Source organism: Gluconobacter japonicus (assembly GCF_015244665.1).
Classification (GTDB): domain Bacteria; phylum Pseudomonadota; class Alphaproteobacteria; order Acetobacterales; family Acetobacteraceae; genus Gluconobacter; species Gluconobacter japonicus.
In genome coordinates, this window is sequence record NZ_JABCQN010000005.1 from 40,083 (window position 1) to 57,786 (window position 17,704).

General features: G+C 58.2%; 13 protein-coding genes. 4 read left to right on the forward strand and 9 right to left on the reverse strand.

Annotated elements, in window-relative coordinates:
• Positions 1-182 precede the first annotated feature (182 nt).
• Positions 183-2,036, forward strand: a complete 1,854-nt coding sequence (locus tag HKD32_RS10920) for a ribonucleoside-diphosphate reductase subunit alpha (RefSeq protein ID WP_226993245.1) — start codon at positions 183-185, stop codon at positions 2,034-2,036.
• Positions 2,037-2,109: 73 nt separating this feature from the next.
• Here HKD32_RS10920 and HKD32_RS15235 read toward each other — a convergent pair whose 3' ends face one another.
• Entirely contained in the window at positions 2,110-4,671 is a 2,562-nt protein-coding gene (locus HKD32_RS15235) for a glycosyltransferase family protein (protein WP_228118975.1), read from the reverse strand.
• Between the two features lie 265 nt (positions 4,672-4,936).
• On the opposite strand from HKD32_RS15235, the gene HKD32_RS10930 reads away from it, so the two are divergent.
• Positions 4,937-5,959: a ribonucleotide-diphosphate reductase subunit beta gene (locus HKD32_RS10930; protein ID WP_023945411.1), complete on the forward strand. Its 1,023-nt coding sequence runs from the start codon at positions 4,937-4,939 to the stop codon at positions 5,957-5,959.
• Positions 5,960-5,980: 21 nt separating this feature from the next.
• Here the strand turns inward: HKD32_RS10930 and HKD32_RS10935 are convergent, their stop codons facing one another.
• Positions 5,981-6,814, reverse strand: a complete 834-nt coding sequence (locus tag HKD32_RS10935) for a tRNA1(Val) (adenine(37)-N6)-methyltransferase (protein ID WP_061931749.1) — start codon at positions 6,812-6,814, stop codon at positions 5,981-5,983.
• Positions 6,815-6,962: 148 nt separating this feature from the next.
• Here HKD32_RS10935 and HKD32_RS10940 point away from each other — a divergent pair, with 148 nt between their 5' ends.
• Positions 6,963-8,018 (forward strand): polyprenyl synthetase family protein, encoded by a 1,056-nt coding sequence (locus tag HKD32_RS10940; RefSeq protein WP_061931751.1) that lies wholly within the window; start codon positions 6,963-6,965, stop codon positions 8,016-8,018.
• A 59-nt stretch (positions 8,019-8,077) separates the two neighbouring features.
• On the opposite strand, the gene murI is transcribed toward HKD32_RS10940, so the two are convergent.
• Positions 8,078-8,914 carry a glutamate racemase gene (gene murI / locus HKD32_RS10945; protein WP_082905337.1) on the reverse strand — a complete coding sequence of 279 codons (837 nt, stop codon included), beginning with the start codon at positions 8,912-8,914 and terminating at the stop codon, positions 8,078-8,080.
• A 5-nt stretch (positions 8,915-8,919) separates the two neighbouring features.
• The gene (locus HKD32_RS10950; protein WP_010502438.1) at positions 8,920-9,666 is read right to left on the reverse strand and encodes an orotate phosphoribosyltransferase; all 747 of its coding nucleotides are present in this window, start codon (positions 9,664-9,666) and stop codon (positions 8,920-8,922) included.
• A 174-nt stretch (positions 9,667-9,840) separates the two neighbouring features.
• On the opposite strand from HKD32_RS10950, the gene HKD32_RS10955 reads away from it, so the two are divergent.
• Positions 9,841-10,077: a hypothetical protein gene (locus HKD32_RS10955; protein ID WP_010502440.1), complete on the forward strand. Its 237-nt coding sequence runs from the start codon at positions 9,841-9,843 to the stop codon at positions 10,075-10,077.
• 28 nt (positions 10,078-10,105) lie between these two features.
• Here the strand turns inward: HKD32_RS10955 and HKD32_RS10960 are convergent, their stop codons facing one another.
• From HKD32_RS10960 to HKD32_RS10980, 5 genes are all read right to left on the reverse strand, one after another.
• On the reverse strand, positions 10,106-11,407 hold the full coding sequence (locus HKD32_RS10960; protein WP_061931756.1) for a citrate synthase: 1,302 nt from the start codon (positions 11,405-11,407) through the stop codon (positions 10,106-10,108).
• Positions 11,408-11,537: 130 nt separating this feature from the next.
• On the reverse strand, positions 11,538-12,053 hold the full coding sequence (locus tag HKD32_RS10965; protein WP_061931758.1) for a SixA phosphatase family protein: 516 nt from the start codon (positions 12,051-12,053) through the stop codon (positions 11,538-11,540).
• Positions 12,050-12,367, reverse strand: coding sequence for a chorismate mutase (locus HKD32_RS10970; protein ID WP_010502446.1), 318 nt, complete (start codon positions 12,365-12,367; stop codon positions 12,050-12,052). The genes HKD32_RS10965 and HKD32_RS10970 overlap by 4 nt, the downstream gene beginning before the upstream one ends.
• Entirely contained in the window at positions 12,357-13,043 is a 687-nt protein-coding gene (locus HKD32_RS10975) for a metallophosphoesterase (RefSeq protein ID WP_023945424.1), read from the reverse strand. Before HKD32_RS10975 ends, HKD32_RS10970 begins: the two co-directional genes overlap by 11 nt.
• 113 nt (positions 13,044-13,156) lie before the next feature.
• Positions 13,157-17,680, reverse strand: a complete 4,524-nt coding sequence (locus HKD32_RS10980) for an AAA family ATPase (RefSeq protein ID WP_061931760.1) — start codon at positions 17,678-17,680, stop codon at positions 13,157-13,159.
• Positions 17,681-17,704 lie beyond the last annotated feature (24 nt).

The window sequence follows — 17,704 nt, forward strand, 5'->3', positions numbered from 1 at the left end:
CGAGTGTGGAATTGGAGGGTCATCAAATCGAAAAAAACAGACCGCCGGAGCAGAGCGCAATGACACTTCATGACGTGACGATGGACACGCCACACACGGCCGACCGACCGCATGACGTGCTACCGCCTGTTGACCATCCTGTTGGTGAGCCAGCTGTTGGGGATGGGGACGAAACGCCGGATATGTTCGACGATGTCGTCCAGCTTCCCGGTCATCATGCCGTGCGGGTGGATCGTTCACGTGACGCCCTGTTGACGGATTTTGGCAAGGCGACGCTGGACAATCGCTATCTGCTGCCCGGTGAGCATTATCAGGATCTGTTTGCGCGCGTTGCGTCCTATTACGGTGCCGATCAGGGGCATGCCCAGCGCATCTATGACTATATTTCCCGTCACTGGTTCATGCCAGCCACGCCGATCCTGTCCAATGGCGGCACATCACGCGGTCTGCCGATTTCCTGCTTCCTGAACGAAGCGGAAGACAGTCTTGAAGGCATTGTCGGTCTCTGGAACGAGAACGTCTGGCTCGCCTCCAAAGGCGGGGGCATCGGGTCCTATTGGGGCAATCTGCGTTCAATCGGTGAAAACATCGGTCGTAACGGCAAGACGTCGGGTGTCATTCCGTTTATCCGCGTAATGGACAGCCTGACACTGGCCATCTCGCAGGGGTCCCTGCGTCGTGGGTCTGCGGCCGTATATCTGCCGGTCTGGCATCCTGAAATCGAAGAATTCACGGAAATGCGCCGCCCGACGGGTGGTGATCCGAACCGTAAAGCCCTGAACCTGCATCATGGTGTGCTGGTTACCGATGCCTTCATGCGGGCCGTCGAGGCTGACGAGGAATGGGCTCTGCTCTCCCCGAAGGATCATAGCATTATCCGCAAGGTCTCGGCACGCGCGCTCTGGATCCGTATCCTGACGGCCCGCATGGAGCAGGGCGAGCCGTACGTCATTTATTCGGACCATGTGAACCGCGCCCGTCCGGAGCATCACAAACTGGCCGGACTTGAGGTCAAGACCTCCAATCTCTGCGCAGAAATCACGCTGCCGACCGGGATTGACCATCACGGCAAGAACCGCACGGCTGTCTGCTGCCTGTCTTCCCTGAACCTGGAAACCTGGGACGAGTGGAAAGACGATCCGCAGTTCATCGAGGACGTCATGCTGTTCCTCGACAACGTTCTGCAGGACTTCATTGACCGTGCACCGGACGATATGGCGCGCGCCAAGTATGCCGCTGCCCGTGAGCGGTCTGTTGGTCTCGGTGTGATGGGCTTCCATTCTTTCCTTCAGGCCCGGATGATCCCGTTCGAGAGCGTGATGGCGAAGGTCTGGAACAAGAAGATCTTCCAGCATATCCGCGCCCAGGCCGATGCGGCGTCAAAGAAGCTGGCGGAACTGCGTGGTCCGTGCCCGGATGCCGAGGAATATGGCTTTATGGAGCGTTTCTCGCACAAGCTGGCGATTGCTCCGACGGCCTCCATTTCCATTATTACGGGCAATGCAAGCCCGGGCATTGAGCCGATCAGCGCCAACGTCTTCCTTCAGAAGACCCTGTCCGGCTCGTTCTCGGTCCGTAACCGTCATCTGACCACGATCCTTGAAGAGCGTGGCCAGAACACGGACAAGGTCTGGTCTGACATCACTCTGAGCAAAGGCTCTGTCCAGCATCTGGACTTCCTGACACAGGATGAGAAGGACGTCTTCAAGACGGCGTTTGAGCTGGATCAGCGCTGGGTTGTCGAACATGCCGCAGACCGTGCGCCGTTCATCTGTCAGGCACAATCGGTCAATCTCTTCCTGCCTGCGGATGTGCATAAGCGCGATCTGCACCAGATCCACTTCCAGGCCTGGAAGAAGGGTCTAAAGTCTCTGTATTACTGCCGCTCCCTGTCGGTGCAGCGCGCTGATGCGGTCTCCACGCTGGCCGTGAAGAGCGATATTCTGGAAGACGAGAAGTACGAAGCCACGGCGCAGGCTGCTCCACGCGGCAAGATGAGCAGTGGTGATTACGAAGAATGCCTCGCCTGTCAGTAAGGTCAGGCGACACGATCTGCTTAAAAATCCCAGTTCCTCATTCGAGGGCTGGGATTTTTTTGTGCAGGGCGTTTCAGGTCCGGTGAGTGCGGCGGCGGAACCCCATGACCAGCAGGATCATCCCCAGCGCTGTGGCGATCCATGCCAAAGTTGCTCCGGGAGGGGCAAAATGGAAGTGGATCTGGCTGTTACCAGCAGGGAGAGGGATACGCTCAAACAACCCATCCCATGTTCCTGGAATGATGGAAGTCCCGTTTATGTCTGCTTCCCAGCCTGGCAGCATGATTTCCCGACGGATCAGATGGGTTGGCTTCTCACATTGTGCAGAGAGGGTCTCCCGGTCCAGCGGGATTAGAGTGCAAGGAGCCTCGGTCTCGAAATAGGGCGCCGGATTTTTTAGTCGGATCAGGTCTCCAGCGGCTGTCTGTAAAACGGGTGTCATGGTTTCGCGCACTGCTTCTGTTTTGAAACGGATGCGTGGCCAGGCGATCTGATCTTTCACAGTGGACCAGATCATCACGTATGAGGTTGCGTTCTTGAGGCTTAATGTCAGGGTCCGGGCATCGGGCGGGATCATTCTGTCCAGTTCAATGGCTGTCAGGCCGTTATCCTTTGCCTGTTTCAACGCAGCTTGACCCGTAGCGCAGTCGTGATCGGAACAGATGGACAGGATAAGAAAACCATCTGAATGGCCGTTGTACGTTCCCAGTTGGATGAGGGCCTGTTTGCTGGAAGGTTTGTCCCAGGAAGAAATGTCAATTCTGACCTCTGGGGACGCTGGAGACAGAGGAAAGCCGCCGGACTGACGATCTTTCAGAGGATAGGGCGTAAGACTGGGCAAGCCACGTCCCGGCATGACCAGAAGGGCAGACACACCTAGTTTGGCAAAAATATCCGGGCGCTGCGCCAGAAATGTTTCCAGAAAGGCATCGCCAGTATCGGTCAATGGGTAGGACCCGTTGAAAGTAACGGAGTCCACTTTGGACCCAAAATCCTGTCTCAGCCGCTGGATCCATGCTTTCGGCGTCGGAATGGCATTATGATTGATGGAAGCGATACCAAGATACGCACCATAATTGGGTGCGACCGGACCTATGGTGACGAAGCGTTGAAGCCCGGTTTCTGCTCGAAGGGCGGTGATGAGGGACTGATCGGGGCGAGGGGCTTCCGGGTAGGCACTGAGAAGAGGAAAACCGAACAGGACAAGGCCTTCGCAAAGAGCCACAAGTCCCAAGGCTATGGGAGATTTTCTGCACCAGGAGAGTGCCAGAACGGCAATGAGGCAAAGCAGTCCAAAAATCAGCGAGCCTGTTGCATAAGTGTGGGAGGATAAGGGGGGAGCGGAAAAAGAACGAAGTCGCTCCAGTTCCGGGCGGTCCAGCAGATAAGCCACTATAGCCAGGGCACTGAGTGTAAAAGCGGAGAATACAAGTGCATTGCGCCGCCATACGCCCCGAAACATGTCATCCAGCGTAAACGCCGCCAGCAGAATCAAACAGCTTTCCACCATGGGTTCGCACAGGCGGTAGAAAACTGTGTGTCCCACTCCTGGAATCAGATCCACAAGCTGGGTCAGAACGGGAAGGCCAGCCTGTTTGCCAACGACAGCGATGATGATGCCAAGCAGCAGGAAGCGCAGTGCACGTTCTTTCTTCCCTCCTGTTGCACACAGGGCCAGAAATGGAACAACAAGGCCGAAATACCCCCCCAAGGCATACCATGCATCAAGTTCCGACCCATAGAATATGGGACCGTTGATGTAGGGGAAGAGCAGCATGGCCCATGCCTGATGAGGGAGCGCATCATCATTGATCCCGGCATGGAACCCCACATCCGCATGAGGCAGAAAAGTCAGGAAGGCCAGAAGCTGTGGGGCGGCAATCAAACCTGCCGTGATGCCACCAAGGGTAATATGCAGGGCAAAGCCTAATTTGCCTGAGCCCGCTTGGAAAAAGCGGAGAACCGCCAGTCCCAGAGCGATCAGCCCAAGAAGAAAAGCCGTTTCCGGAAACCCTGCCAGAAGAAGATAGGCCAGCCCCAGGGCCAGCCAGCCCCAGTTTCCCGTGCGGGCGCGTTCTACCCCATAAAGCGCGAGTGGCAGAAAGGCGATTGGCTCGGATGGGCCGTCTGAAGCCCAGGCGTACGTTCCATTGAAGGCATAGAGAAGTGCGCCGATCAGGGCAGCGCGTGCATCAAGGCGAAGTTGTCTCAGGAGGGCATATGTTGAAAGTCCGGCGATGATCTGAAGCGTGCACTTCATCATCAGTAAGCCGTTTGGGAGGCCCAGAAATAGCACGAAAGGAAGAAAAAACGCGGCGGGTTGGTATTCGCCAGCCAGCGGCATGCCAACCCCGCTATAGGGATTCCACCAGGGGATAATGCCATGCGCCCAATCCCGTGCGACCAGTCGCCCAAGGGCTTCCACAAAAACCCCGGCGCACCCGTCAATCCAGCCGGGATTGCCCGGAATGAGCGCCTTGGACGCTGCCGCGCTGTTCGTGACCATCACGGACGTTGTCATCATCGGATCGGTAGAAAAAAATCCGAGCCATTCGGGCAGATAGACGCAGATGGGCAGAAGGACGAGTACGAGAAGATGGGAGCGCGGCCAGAAGCAGCGCGGTTTCTGGGGCATGGAGGCTCCGCCTGGAGGGTTGCACTTCTTGCATAACCTTCGTGTTTTCGTCCCACAAGAGAATGGAATGTCGACTGATGCCCCGTCGGACGTTATGATCCCTCCTAGAATGATTCTGGATGACCGGGGTTGAGCAGAGCTGCGCCCGGATCATGGTCTCCAGACTGTCTAAGGTATTGAAAAACACGGATTTTCATGTGTCCGCCTTCCTTCTGGAAAGGGCGATTGGTCACAGGGGGAACGTGTCTTTGAGGAAAGTAAGGTCATGAGCAACCCGACCCCGACTGCTGGTGAAACGCCAGCACCCGAGCACTATGACCTGATGACCGCGAACCCGGTTTACAAACCGTTTCGCTATCCTTGGGCCTATGACGCATGGCTGACCCAACAGCGCGTTCACTGGCTGCCGGAAGAAGTGCCGCTGGCTGATGACGTGAAGGACTGGCACCGCACGCTAACGGAAGCCGAACGCCATCTCGTGACGCAGATTTTCCGCTTCTTCACGCAGTCGGACGTGGAAGTGAACTCAGCGTACATGAAGTACTACAGCCAGGTCTTCAAACCGACCGAAGTGCTGATGATGCTGTCGTCCTTTTCGAACATCGAAACGGTTCACATCGCGGCCTACTCGCATCTTCTCGATACGATCGGGATGCCGGAAACAGAGTATTCCGCGTTCCTGAAGTACAAGGAGATGAAGGACAAGTATGATTTCATGCAGTCCTTCAACATCGCGAACAAGCGCGAAATCGCCAAAACCATGGCGGCTTTCGGTGCGTTCATGGAAGGGCTTCAGCTTTTCGCTTCCTTTGCGATTCTGCTGAACTTCCCGCGCTTCAACAAGCTGAAGGGCATGGGGCAGATCGTGTCCTGGTCGGTGCGTGATGAAACGCTGCACTGTCTGTCCATGATCCGCCTGTTCCGTACGTTCATTCGTGAAAACCCGGAACTGTGGACGGAAGATTTCCGCGAAGAACTGACCCAGATCTGCAAGACGACCGTTGAGCACGAAGATGCGTTCATTGATCTGTGCTTCGAAATGGGGCCAGTCGAAGGCATGACGCCGGCGGACGTGAAAACGTATATCCGGTTCATTGCAGACCGCCGTCTGACACAGCTTGGTCTGGACCCGGTTTATGGCGTGGAAGAAAACCCGCTGCCATGGATCGACGACATGCTGAACGCTGTTGAGCATGCCAACTTCTTCGAGAACCGCTCCACCGAATATTCCCGGGCCTCTACATCTGGCACATGGGAAGAAGCTTTCGAAGGAAGCGTCTTCGAGTAATTCACCTGGGGGAGGCCAGCTTCAGGGTAGAGCTTCCCCCAGTCTCAAGACCCGTTCGGCCGCAGCGGTAAAGCGGCCATCCTCATCATGCAGGGTCAGTCCTGGCTTCAGGCGGAAAATACTTTTTCCACCATGGATGGCCTGAACCAGCACCAGCTTCGCCTCCCGTCCCTGCTTGGGCCAGAAGGGGTAGAGCTGGATTGAGCCACACCCATTTTCCAGAAGTGTCTGGCAGGCTCTGTCTGCGATTGCCGTGGATATGATGAACGTCAGTGTCCCGCCGGGGAGAACCCAGCGGCTCAGGGCTGAAATCCAGGCCTGTGGGTCGCTGTTTGCTGTGCTGAGGGCAAGGCGTCGTCGTTCGTCCGGGGACGGGGTGCCGTGGGCACTGTGCCAGGGAGGATTGGCCATCACATGATGGAAGCGGCCATTGGCTGTGGGAGCTTTTGTCCGCAGGGAGGGTGGAATGTCTGGCAGAACGGCCTGAACGACAGACAGGTGTGTTCGCGAGTCTGGAAAGGGATTGTTCAGGAAATTGTGAGCAGCGAGTTCCACCGTGTCACCATCTGCCTCAAGGCCAATTCCGCTGACACCCGCGACACGAGCTGCAAGGCAGAGTAATCCGGCTCCAGCGCCGCAGCCCGCTTCAAGGACGGTCTCACCCCCTCTTGCAGGAATGGCCGCAGCCATCAGGACAGGTTCCAGCCCCGTGCGATATCCCTGCCGGAACTGTGTGTAGCGGAGTCGTCCGTCCAGTAATGTTCCGGTCCTTTCTTTTTCAGAAGGGGAAGAACTGCTGGTCAGGGAGGTCTTAAGGGGCTGCAATGGGTTGACCGCCTTCCTGCTGCCGCTCATATGGTCATTCCAACCTGTCGTCCGGCGTGAACATGGCCCGGTCGCTTTTTCCATGCAGGAAGAACGAACGGGACTGCGCCATATCATATCGTGCCTGCATGGTCCTGGGCAGTCCCGGGGCGTTATGCAGGAACTGGAGTAAAGACCCTTGGATTCTGCCGCACCGGATGCCGCCGTGACCGTTGATAAAGCTGTGGTTCAGGGTGCGGGGGGCGAGAGTGCGCTGTCGGCGCTTTCTGCCTACCTTGAAGAGGATATGCTGGCCTGTAACCGTGCGATCATCGCCCGGATGGAGAGCCCGGTTCCCCTGATCCCGCAGCTTGGCGCCCATCTTGTCGCCGCTGGAGGCAAGCGCCTTCGTCCGTTGCTGACGCTGGCCTCTGCACGTCTCTGCGGTTATCAGCCGGGACCGGATCATCAGCGTCACGTCGGTCTCGCTGCCTGCGTCGAGTTTATTCACACCGCGACCCTGCTGCATGATGACGTCGTGGATGAAAGCACGTTGCGTCGCGGACTGGCCTCCGCCAATGCCGTGTTCGGCAACAAGGCCTCCGTGCTGGTTGGGGATTTTCTGTTCGCCCGCTCGTTCCAGCTTATGACGGCAGACGGCTCCCTCAAGGTCATGGCGATCCTGTCAGATGCGTCTGCAACGATTGCTGAGGGTGAAGTCCTTCAGATGGTTGTGCAGAATGATCTCACGACGCCTGTTGAGCGGTATCTTGAAGTCATTCACGGCAAGACGGCTGCGCTGTTTGCAGCAGCCTGCCGCGTCGGTGCCGTTGTGGCCGAGCGTCCGGATGCCGAAGAGGAAGCTCTGGAGCAGTTTGGGACCAATCTGGGCATGGCGTTCCAGCTTGTTGATGACGCTCTTGATTATGCCGCAGACCAGCAGGTTCTGGGCAAGACCGTTGGCGATGACATGCGGGAAGGCAAGATTACTCTGCCGGTCCTAGCCGCCTACGAGGCTGGCTCACCGGAAGACAGACTTTTCTGGGAGCGCGTCATTGGAGAAGGTGAGCAGACGGAAGCTGATCTGCCTCACGCTCTGGAACTGATTGCAAAGACGGGTGCGATCAACACGACAATCGCCCGGGCGCAGGTCTATGCGGATGCGGCAGTCGAGGCTCTTTCCATTTTCCCGGATAGCGAACTGCGTCGCCTCCTGACCGAGACGGTTCAGTTCACGGTAAACCGGGCGCGCTGAGCGGGTTTGTTCTACGTCGACCTGTGCTTCATGCCGGGATGACGTAGAACTTGACTGTTTCAGGCCGTAACGGAAACGGGCCTGAAAAGAGACCATCCCGAGAATCCCAGTCGACTGACAGCCTGTTCCAGGCGCTGTGCATTGAACGGTGCGCTGGTCATGAGAAGGCGTTGTGGAGAGGGCATCTCAGGGCCGCGTGGTGAAACTGCGGTTTCCAGAACTGTGCGGACCTGCCGGGCAACGGCGGGAGCCGGGTCCAGCCAGTTCAGAGGGCGTCTGGCAAGCCGCTCGAAGGCAGGCAACAGGAAAGTATAGTGGGTGCAGCCCAGACCTACGGTGTCAATTTCGTCACCATTTGGCTGACTGAAAAGCGCAGCCAGTTCCTGTTCGACATCCGCATCCGGGATGTCATCGCCTAAAAAAGCACGCTCTGCCAGATCGGCCAGCCCCCGGGCGCCATGCGTAATCAGGCGGCAGTCCGAAGCGAATTGCCTGTGCAGATCCAGAACATAGGGGCGCCGTGCTGTGGCTGCTGTGGAGAGTAGTCCGACGGTGCGGGTGGTGGAGACACGCCCAGCCCAGCGAATGGGAGGGACACAGCCCACAACAGGAATGGAAAGGCGTTCCCGAAGGGCGGGCAGTGCAATTGTGCTTGCTGTATTGCACGCAATGACGAGCACATCGGGCCTGAGTTCGTGGCAGGCGGCGTCAAGCAGAGTGACAATCCGATGGGTCAGCAGATCGTCAGGCTGCTCGCCGTATGGGAAAAGCGCGGTATCAGCCAGATAGTCGATCGTGAGATTTGGGAGGGTATCGCGCAGAGCCTGCACGACACCCATTCCTCCAATCCCCGAATCAAAGGCAAGGCATCGATACGAAGGGGCAGGTGAGCCCACTGGCGTTAGCCTTCCGCTTTGGCCTTGAGTGCCAGCGCTTCTTCGGCGCTGCCAACACCGCCATGCTTGCGGGACCAGCCACAGGGATCTTCAAGGAAACGGCGAACCTCGGCGCTGTCCTTTTCGGAGAAGTAATCGCCGCCTGCACAGGCTTCGAGAACGTCCCACCAGGTGCACAGGGCGTGCAGGGAGATGTCCATGTCTGCCAGCGTTTTGTGCGCGCCGGGGAATACGCCGTAGAAGAACACAACGAAGGTATGGTTCACGATGGCGCCTGCATCGCGCAGGGCATTGGCGAATCGGATCTTGGAGGCGCCGTCTGTGGTCAGGTCCTCGACCAGCAGGGTGCGCATGCCATCGGGCACATCACCTTCGATCTGCGCATTACGGCCAAAGCCCTTCGGCTTTTTGCGGACGTAAGCCATCGGCGTCATCATGCGATCCGCAATCCATGCGGCGAACGGAATACCGGCTGTTTCGCCACCGACGACCGCATCGATGCTTTCATAGCCGATGTGGCGGCCGATTTTCTCGACGGCCAGTTCCATGATCTTGGTGCGGGCACGCGGGAAGAAGATGATCTTGCGGCAATCGATATAGACCGGAGACTTCCAGCCTGACGTCAGGGTGTAAGGCTCTTCCGGGCGGAAGTTGACGGCTTTGATCTCAAGAAGGATGCGGGCCGTGGTCAGGGCTGCGTCCCGATCCCACTGTGTGCGGCCTGCGATCGGGCTGTCTCCGTGCTGTGTCATGCTGCTCTCCACTGACGTCGTTTTCTGTGGTTTACCGGCCACAAGGCGTGAAGGGTAGTGCCAAATTCGCCCGCACTTGTTGCTGTCATAGGGGGAGCCAATCTATGCTTGCGGAGTCAGGTCTCTCCCCCTAAGGAGTAAGACCGTTTTTCCTCTTCTGAAGCAGGATCAAAAGTGAGCATCGAAACCAGCCGGATTGGCCGGAAATGCGAACGTGCCGTCGTAACAGCCTATCAGGAGCTGCGTGAGGTCGGTCAGCCGGATATGCAGGCTTTTGCCGCATGCACCACGCTTTACCGCATCCATCACCCTGAGTCGTCCATCACGGAAGCGCGCCGCCTTGTTGCGGAATGGATTGACCATCACGTCGTTCGCAAGGCCGAGGGCCAGACCCCCGGCTGTGATTGCTGATCAGACGATCTGAAAGGGTGGGGGCTTTTCAGCCCCGCTCGCTCATGGGGACAAAGTCCCGCTTCGCTTCCCCAACGTAAAGCTGCCGTGGACGTGTGATCCGTCCAGCAGGATCCTCAATCATTTCTTTCCACTGGCTGACCCAGCCAACTGTACGCGCAACAGCGAACAGTACGGTGAACATGCTCGTCGGGATACCGAGGGCTTTGAGGATCAGGCCGGAATAGAAATCCACGTTTGGATAGAGCTTGCGGCTGACAAAATAATCATCTTCCGTCGCGACACGCTCAAGCTCCTTGGCCAGATCCAGCAGCGGATCATGCTCCAGGCCCAGCTCGGAAATCACTTCATGGCAGGTGGCCTGAAGAATTTTCGCCCGGGGATCAAAGTTTTTGTACACGCGATGACCGAAGCCCATCAGGCGTACACCGGAATTGCGGTCCTTAACCTTCTCAAGGAACGCCGGAATACCATCGCGGGTACCGATGGATTCCAGCATATTCAGGGCTGCTTCATTCGCACCGCCATGAGCGGGCCCCCATAGGGCCGCAATGCCTGCTGAAATACAGGCATAGGGATTGGCACCCGTTGAGCCGACAAGACGGACCGTTGTGGTTGAGGCGTTCTGTTCATGATCTGCATGGAGAAGCAGAATACGATCCATTGCGCGCGCCAGAACCGGATTGACGCGATAATGATTACCGGGTCTTGCGAACAGCATGTGCAGGAAGTTCTCGGAGAAGGACATTTCCTCATCTGGATAAATGAACGGTTCTCCGATGGAATATTTATAGGCCCAGGCTGCGATGGTTGGCACCTTCGCAATCAGGCGGCGTGCTGAAAGATCGCGGTCTTTGGCCTGAGAGATGTCCAGACCATCGTGATAAAATGCGGAGAGTGCCCCCACCGTGCCGCAGAGAATGGCCATGGGATGAGCATCACGACGAAACCCGTTAAAGAAATTGCGGATCTGTTCGTTCAGCAGCCGATGTGTATTCATATCGGCCTGAAAAGCCTGATATTGCGGCGTTGTGGGAAGCTGTCCGTAAAGCAGCAGATAGGCCGTCTCGGTGAAGCTGGCATTCAGGGCAAGGTCTTCAATCGGATAACCACGATGCAGCAGCGTTCCTTCATCCCCGTCGATGAAGGTAATTTCGCTGGTGCAGGTTGCTGTCCCTACCAGACCCGGATCAAAGGAAAAGACCCCAAGCTTTTGGGCGGCGCCACGCAGATCCACGACGTCCGGACCCATAGTCCCCTTCAGAAGAGGAGCCTGCGTGGAGGCTTCACCGGCTTGAAGGGTAGCGGTTTCGGGCTTGGGATCGTGCATGAAAGGAGAGCCTGCCTGACAGGGTTACGGGAAGGCGCCAAGTTTAGGGTGTAGGAGTTTTCCCTGTCCAGAGACACCGATCGGGAGAGCGCTCCTGAATGATCCGATGTCTGGAGACGGTGTTGCCCCGTCAGGGTGTCAGAACGCGAAGAGCCTGTACGGTAGAGGGGCGGATGTTGATCCAGTCTTCCTGTGTCTGGAAGACCGTGAGCGTTGCGGGTTGATACCCATGTCTCAGGGCTGCAAAGGCGTCATTCTGCACGGCTGTGCCGGACAGATTGTAAGCCAGCCCACCAATGGCCGGATTGTGCCCGATCAGAAGCAGCGTTTGAACATGCTCTGGAGTGCCGTGGATAAAGCCGTAAAGCGTATTGAGGTCTGCGCCATAGAGGCCGTTTTCAAGTTCTGGAATTACGGTTTCCGGGAGCGCGGAAAGAGCACCTGCAGCCGTTTCCTGTGTCCGGCGTGCGGGGCTGCAGAGAACCTGCAAGGGCTCCGGCAGAGCCAGTTGGGCAAGTTTCTGACCGATTTTTTCGGCCTGTTGGCGGCCGGTTTCGGTTAACGGGCGTTCAATATCGCCCGCTCCAGAATAGAGATGTGGGCCTGCTTCAGCGTGACGAAGCACAAGAAGCAAACGGGTCGTCATTCGTGAGAACCATTCGCCTGAGCGGCAATAGCCTCATGATGCCGAATAACTTCACGGATGACGAAGGCCAGAAATTTTTCGGCAAAATCCGGATCCAGATGCGCATCCCGCGCAAGCTGGCGCAGACGTTCGATCTGACGAGCCTCCCGATTGGGATCCGCGGCGGGAAGGCTGGACCGTGCTTTCAGTTCGCCAACCGCCTTGGTGCACCGGAACCGTTCTGCCAGCATATGAATCAAAGCAGCGTCAATATTGTCGATACTGGCACGCAGGCGTTCAAGTTCTGCGAGGGCGGAAGGGCTATCAGAAGTCATTAATGTCAATCCATGCAAGATGGCCGCCTTTTCCAGCACCCAGATCCGTAAAGACAGCCGTGCCGCCAAGTCTTCCCATCCGGCGCCAGGGGCGTCCGTCAGTTGAGCGGCGGTCATGGCCGACATAAACCGTCATTCCCTCGGGAATACGGTTGATCCAGGTCAGGCGGCGTTCAGGATACCCATCCGGCTGCATGCGGCCGGTGGTTTCGCCAAAAAGGGCGCGGGAGAGGGGGGCGGACATTTCACCCAGGCCCGGAACAGGAGGCTCGGAAAGCATGGCGGTATGAAAGCCGCCATGAACGAACAGAGCCCGTCCCAGTCTGAGCCATGTCGGGGCAGCAGCAATCGCTTCATGGGCACGCTGCTGAAGTCCCTCATATTCCGGCAGGGAGAACTGCCGAAGTGTTTCTTCAAGGGGGGGATCACGCCTCAAGCGACGTCCTTCGAAAGCACGTCCCAGTTTGCGATCATGATTACCAAGAATGAAAAGTCCGCGATGTGTTTCCAGAAGATCGAGCATCAGTTCCATCACGCCGGCACTGTCTGGCCCGTGATCTACGAGGTCCCCAAGTTGTATGACGAAGCGATCAGTGGCGGTCGCATGCCGGAAAGCATTCAGGTCGCCATGCACGTCTCCCACCACACGAACACCGTGTTCACGGATTCGCGTCATAATCGGGGCGGGGAGAGGTGGTTCGACGAAAATGGGCTCGGTCTTTCAAGGCGTTTTGTCTATCAAAAGGCTTCAACGCCTTAACGTCAATTTTCGATTGAAGAAAAAAGACGTCAGCCTTCGACAAGAGCCGCTGCGCGCCCCAGATCAACCGACAGAACCCGGCTTACACCACGCTCTTGCATTGTGACACCATAGAGCCTGTCCATATGGGCCATGGTGAGCTGATGATGGGTCACGACAAGGAAGCGCGTGCCCGCTTCCTTGGTCATATCCGCCAGAAGAGAGCAGAAGCGCTCGACATTGGCGTCGTCTAGCGGCGCATCCACTTCATCCAATACGCAGATTGGCGCCGGGTTACAGCGGAATGTCGCAAAGATGAGGGACAGTGCCGTCAGGGCCTGCTCACCGCCGGACAGCAGGGACAGGGTGGAAAGCTTTTTCCCCGGTGGTTGGGCAAAGATTTCCAGCCCGGCTTCCAGCGGATCATCACTGCCGACCATACCCAGATGCGCACGACCACCTCCGAACATCCGGGAGAACAGCGATTGGAAATGTCGGTCCACCTCAGTGAAAACGGCTAGGAGCCTCTCGCGCCCTTCACGGTTGATGGTTCCAATACCGCCGCGCAGCCGGTTGATGGCAGCCGTCAGTTCTTCATGCTCGCGGGCGATGGTTTCGGCGGTCTGCTTGGCTTCTTGATACTCTGTTTCGGCGCGTAAATTGACGGCCCCGAGATCATCTCGTTCCCGGGTGAGACGTGAGAGCCTGCGACGGGTGGATGTTTCGGCCTGCTCGGACAGATCAGAAGGATAAACACCTCCTTCTGGCGGGTCGCTTTCCGTCAACAGCCGCTCACGTGCTGCCACTGCCTGTTCAGCGCGTTCCGTATGGCGGGCAATGGCTTCGCGTGCGGAAGACAGGGCCAGATCAGCCTCCCGACGACGTTCCTGCGCGGCCTGACCAGCTTGGTCAGTGGCCTTGTCTCTCGCGCGGGCTTCATCATAGGCCGCCTGAGCCTTTTCGAGATCCAGATCCTGCTGCTTTAGCGCGGCTTCGAGGCGTATCGGACTATGGGCTGCTTTATTCCACGCGTTTTCCAGCGTGTTCCGGCGCTCTTCCAGCTCGGTGTGCGATTGAACGGTCAGAGAAATCTGTCCACCAAGGTCAGACAGTCGTCCTCTGAGCGCCGCGATACTCCCGTTCAGGCGCATATCTTCCAGCGCGAGGTGAGACAGGGTTTCCCGAACTGTTTGAAGCGTCGTTCGGGTTTCTTCCAGTTCCGCAGTGCCGTCCAGCACGTTTCGTTCCAGCCGTGCTGGGTCTGGACGCTCTGCAATGGCAGCGTCTTGCGCCTGATGGTCCTTTGTGAGCTTCTCGACGAGCGCTTTGAGTTCTGCCGCGCGTGGAGCAAGCGCTGTGCGTCGGGCGAGGGCTGCTGTGGCGGACTGGTCCAGGGTTTGCAATTCGGCAGAGAGGCGATCTGCCTTCTGGCGAAGGTCGCTCGTGGTCTTGCTCGCTGCTTCAAGTTTCTGCCGGGCATCTTGATGCTGCTGACGGGCTACGGCTTCACGGCGCTCCAGATCTGGAAGATCCGGCCGGTCTGTGGCGGTTGTTGTGGCTTCAAGTTCAGTTTGAAGAGCATCAATATCCCGCTCCAGTCGCGTTAAGGCGTCTTCCAGTTCCTGAAGGCGTGTCTGTGCTGTCTCATGGCGCAGAACGGCCTGATTCAAAGTGCGATCAGCCTGTTCGGCCTCTGTCCGGGCTGTCTGGAGATCCCTCGTCAGCGCCGTGAGAGCCGTTCGAGCGCCCTCCACGACCTGAGCCGCCTGCTCGGCTCTGTCGGTCAAGGCTGCCGGGGAAGGGTGGGCGTCATAATCGGCAGATGCTTTGTCCGCGTCCGAGCGTGCGCTTTTCGCAGCGGCTTCTGCGTCTGACAAACGACGTTCTGCTTCTTCCCAACGACTTTTTGCCAGCGCGGCCTGCTGTTCACGTCCTGAAAACTGGGAGCGGGCTTTGCTTAGTTCAGGTTCCAGTCCCGCACGCTCCGATCGAAGACGCTGCAAGGTCTGTTCCGCCTCAATCCGTCTGCGCTGGGCCTCCTGAAAAGCATTTTGTGCGGCCGGAAGATCTTTTTCCTGCTCCGTAAAAAGGGCGCGGGCCTGTGTCAGGCGCTGTCTTTGCTCCAGACGGGCGGCTCCGGCATCAGGTGCGTCTCCAGAGCGAATGAAACCGTCCCATCGCCATAGAGCGCCATTCCGGCAGACAAGCGCTTGACCGGGTTGGAGGTGCGCTTGAAGAGCGGCTCCTTTGCCGGGATCATCCAGCAGGAAGACAGCGTCCAGACAGCGTTTAACCGCTTCTGGCACCGCAACCAGAGACGAGAGGGGCGGGCACGAAGCAATCTGTGGGGTGGCTAGTGTTGTGAGCGCAAGCCACCGACGGTCGGCAGCAACGGTCGTGGGTGCGAGCGAAGCGTCCAGTCCATCAGCCAGTGCCGCAGCAACGGCCCGTGCCAGATCCGCAGGAATATCCAGCCTGTCTTCCAGAGGGTCCGGTTGCGCGGCGACGGCTGCGAGTGTCTGTTCCAGCCCTTCACATTCCGAACGAAGGCGCAGGATCATGCTTTCTGTGTGAGTCAGAGCCTCACGGGTAGAGCTCTCCGCTTCGGACGCGGAAGAAAGAGTTTTTTCGGCTTCGGAAAGGGCGCTCTGAAGGGCGTCCAGTCTCGCTTCCAGACTCGTAACGGCTGCTCGAAGGACGGCTACGTCAGTGTCCGGTACGAGAGCTTTCGCGGCGGTATCCCGCTCTTGAAGAGCCGTTTCTGCACGCTGGGCTGCCTGATTGGCGGCGTGCTGGGCATTGTCTTTCGCACGGAGCAAGCCCTTATGACGCTGGACGCCCTCCTCAGCCTTCGCGCGCGCTTCAAGCCACGCCGTATTGGCCTCGTCCAAAGCCTGCCGCGCTGCGCGTTCCCGAGCGGAAATATCTTCCAATGCCTGCAGTGTCTTTTCCCGCTGAGCCTGAAGTTCGGCGCGCTGTGCATCCGTCAGGAGAGCAGTGGCCGTCTGGGCATGAGCGGTGCGGTCTTGGGACAGGCGTTCCGTTGCGGCCTGAAGTCGGCGCTTCAGATCCGCCTCGGTCTTCTCCAGAACCGTCAGCCGTTGCCGTCCGTCTTCGAGGGTGCGGCCCTGTAATTCCATTGCCAGACGCGCATCCTGAAGCGTGGCGAGAGCCGCAGCTTCGAGTTGTCTAGCGTCCTCAGCCTCACTGATGGCGACATCCACCTGCTGGCGCAGGCTTTCCAGGGCGTCATCGTCAGGTCGGTCTTTCTCCAGCACAGTCAGTTCTGCTTCAAGGGCCTGAAGAGCGCCTGTTTCAGCGTCAAGCCGCGTTGTCAGAGCATCCAGAGTGCTTTTCAGACCATCACGACGGATTGCTTCTGCATCCCGCAGACGCACCGCTTCTTCCAGAGATGCCGCCTGAGTTCGCTCAAGTGCTGCGAGGCGGTTCTGTTCTTCGGTAGCTTGAGCGCGCTGTTCAGGAAGCTGGGCGTGTTCCTTTTCCTGCGCTTCCAGATCAGCCAGAGCGGCCGTCTGGGCGGCTCGATCCTGTGCGAGCCGTTCCGTGCTTCGGGTGAAATCTGCTTCGGCCTGCTGGAAGCGTGCCAGTGCTTCGGCTTCTGCTTCCCGTGCACGCGTGACGTCCACGCGTGCGGTTTCGGACTGGACTTTCAGGCGCTCCAGAGCACTGCGGAGGCGGTCTGTTTCTTCTCGGGCCTGTGGTGTGGCTTTGCGGGCTTCGAACTCGGCAATGGTTGCGTGTTCGGCTTCCTGCTCGGCTTTGCGGAGGGCCTCTCGGGCTTTGGCCAGATCATCTTTGCTGCGTTGTACGGCGAGATTAGCGCGGGCGTGCAGGAGGGCATGAAGCTGAACCTCGGCTTCACGCAGCTTTTCAGAGATCTCACGATATTTCCGCGCCTGAACGGTCTGTTCTTCGAGGCTGCCGAGCCGCTCTTCAATCTGAAGGCGCAGGTCTTCGGCGCGGGAAAGGTTGGTTTCGGTCTGGCGAAGTTTCAGTTCCGCATCATGGCGGCGGGCATGAAGGCCCGTGATGCCAGCGGCCTCTTCCAGCAGAAGGCGGCGCTCTTCGGGCTTGGCCGCGATAAGCTGGCCGACACGGTTCTGGCTGACGATGGCAGAGCTTCGTGCACCGGACGCCAGATCGGCAAAAAGCGTCTGCACGTCACGCGCACGCATGACGCGGCCATTGATACGGTATTCGCTGCCGGAGCCACGCTCGGCACGACGCGTGATTTCAAGATCTTCAGCGTCCTGAAATGGAGCGGGGGCAAGACCCTTGGCGCCGGTCAGATGAAGCGTGACCTGAGCGATGTTCCGGGCCGAACGTGCGCCTGTTCCAGCAAAGATCAGGTCGTCCAGCTCGCCACCCCGGAGGGCGCGGGCGGAGGTCTCACCCATGGCCCAGCGCAGGCCTTCGACGACATTGGATTTGCCGCAGCCATTTGGACCGATAATGCCCGTCAGGCCCGGAAGAATGTCAACGCGCACCTCATCGGCGAAGCTTTTGAAGCCGCCGATCGTCAGGCGGCTGATCGTCGTGGTGTGCGTTGACATCGGTGTTTATGAAACGCCCTGAAA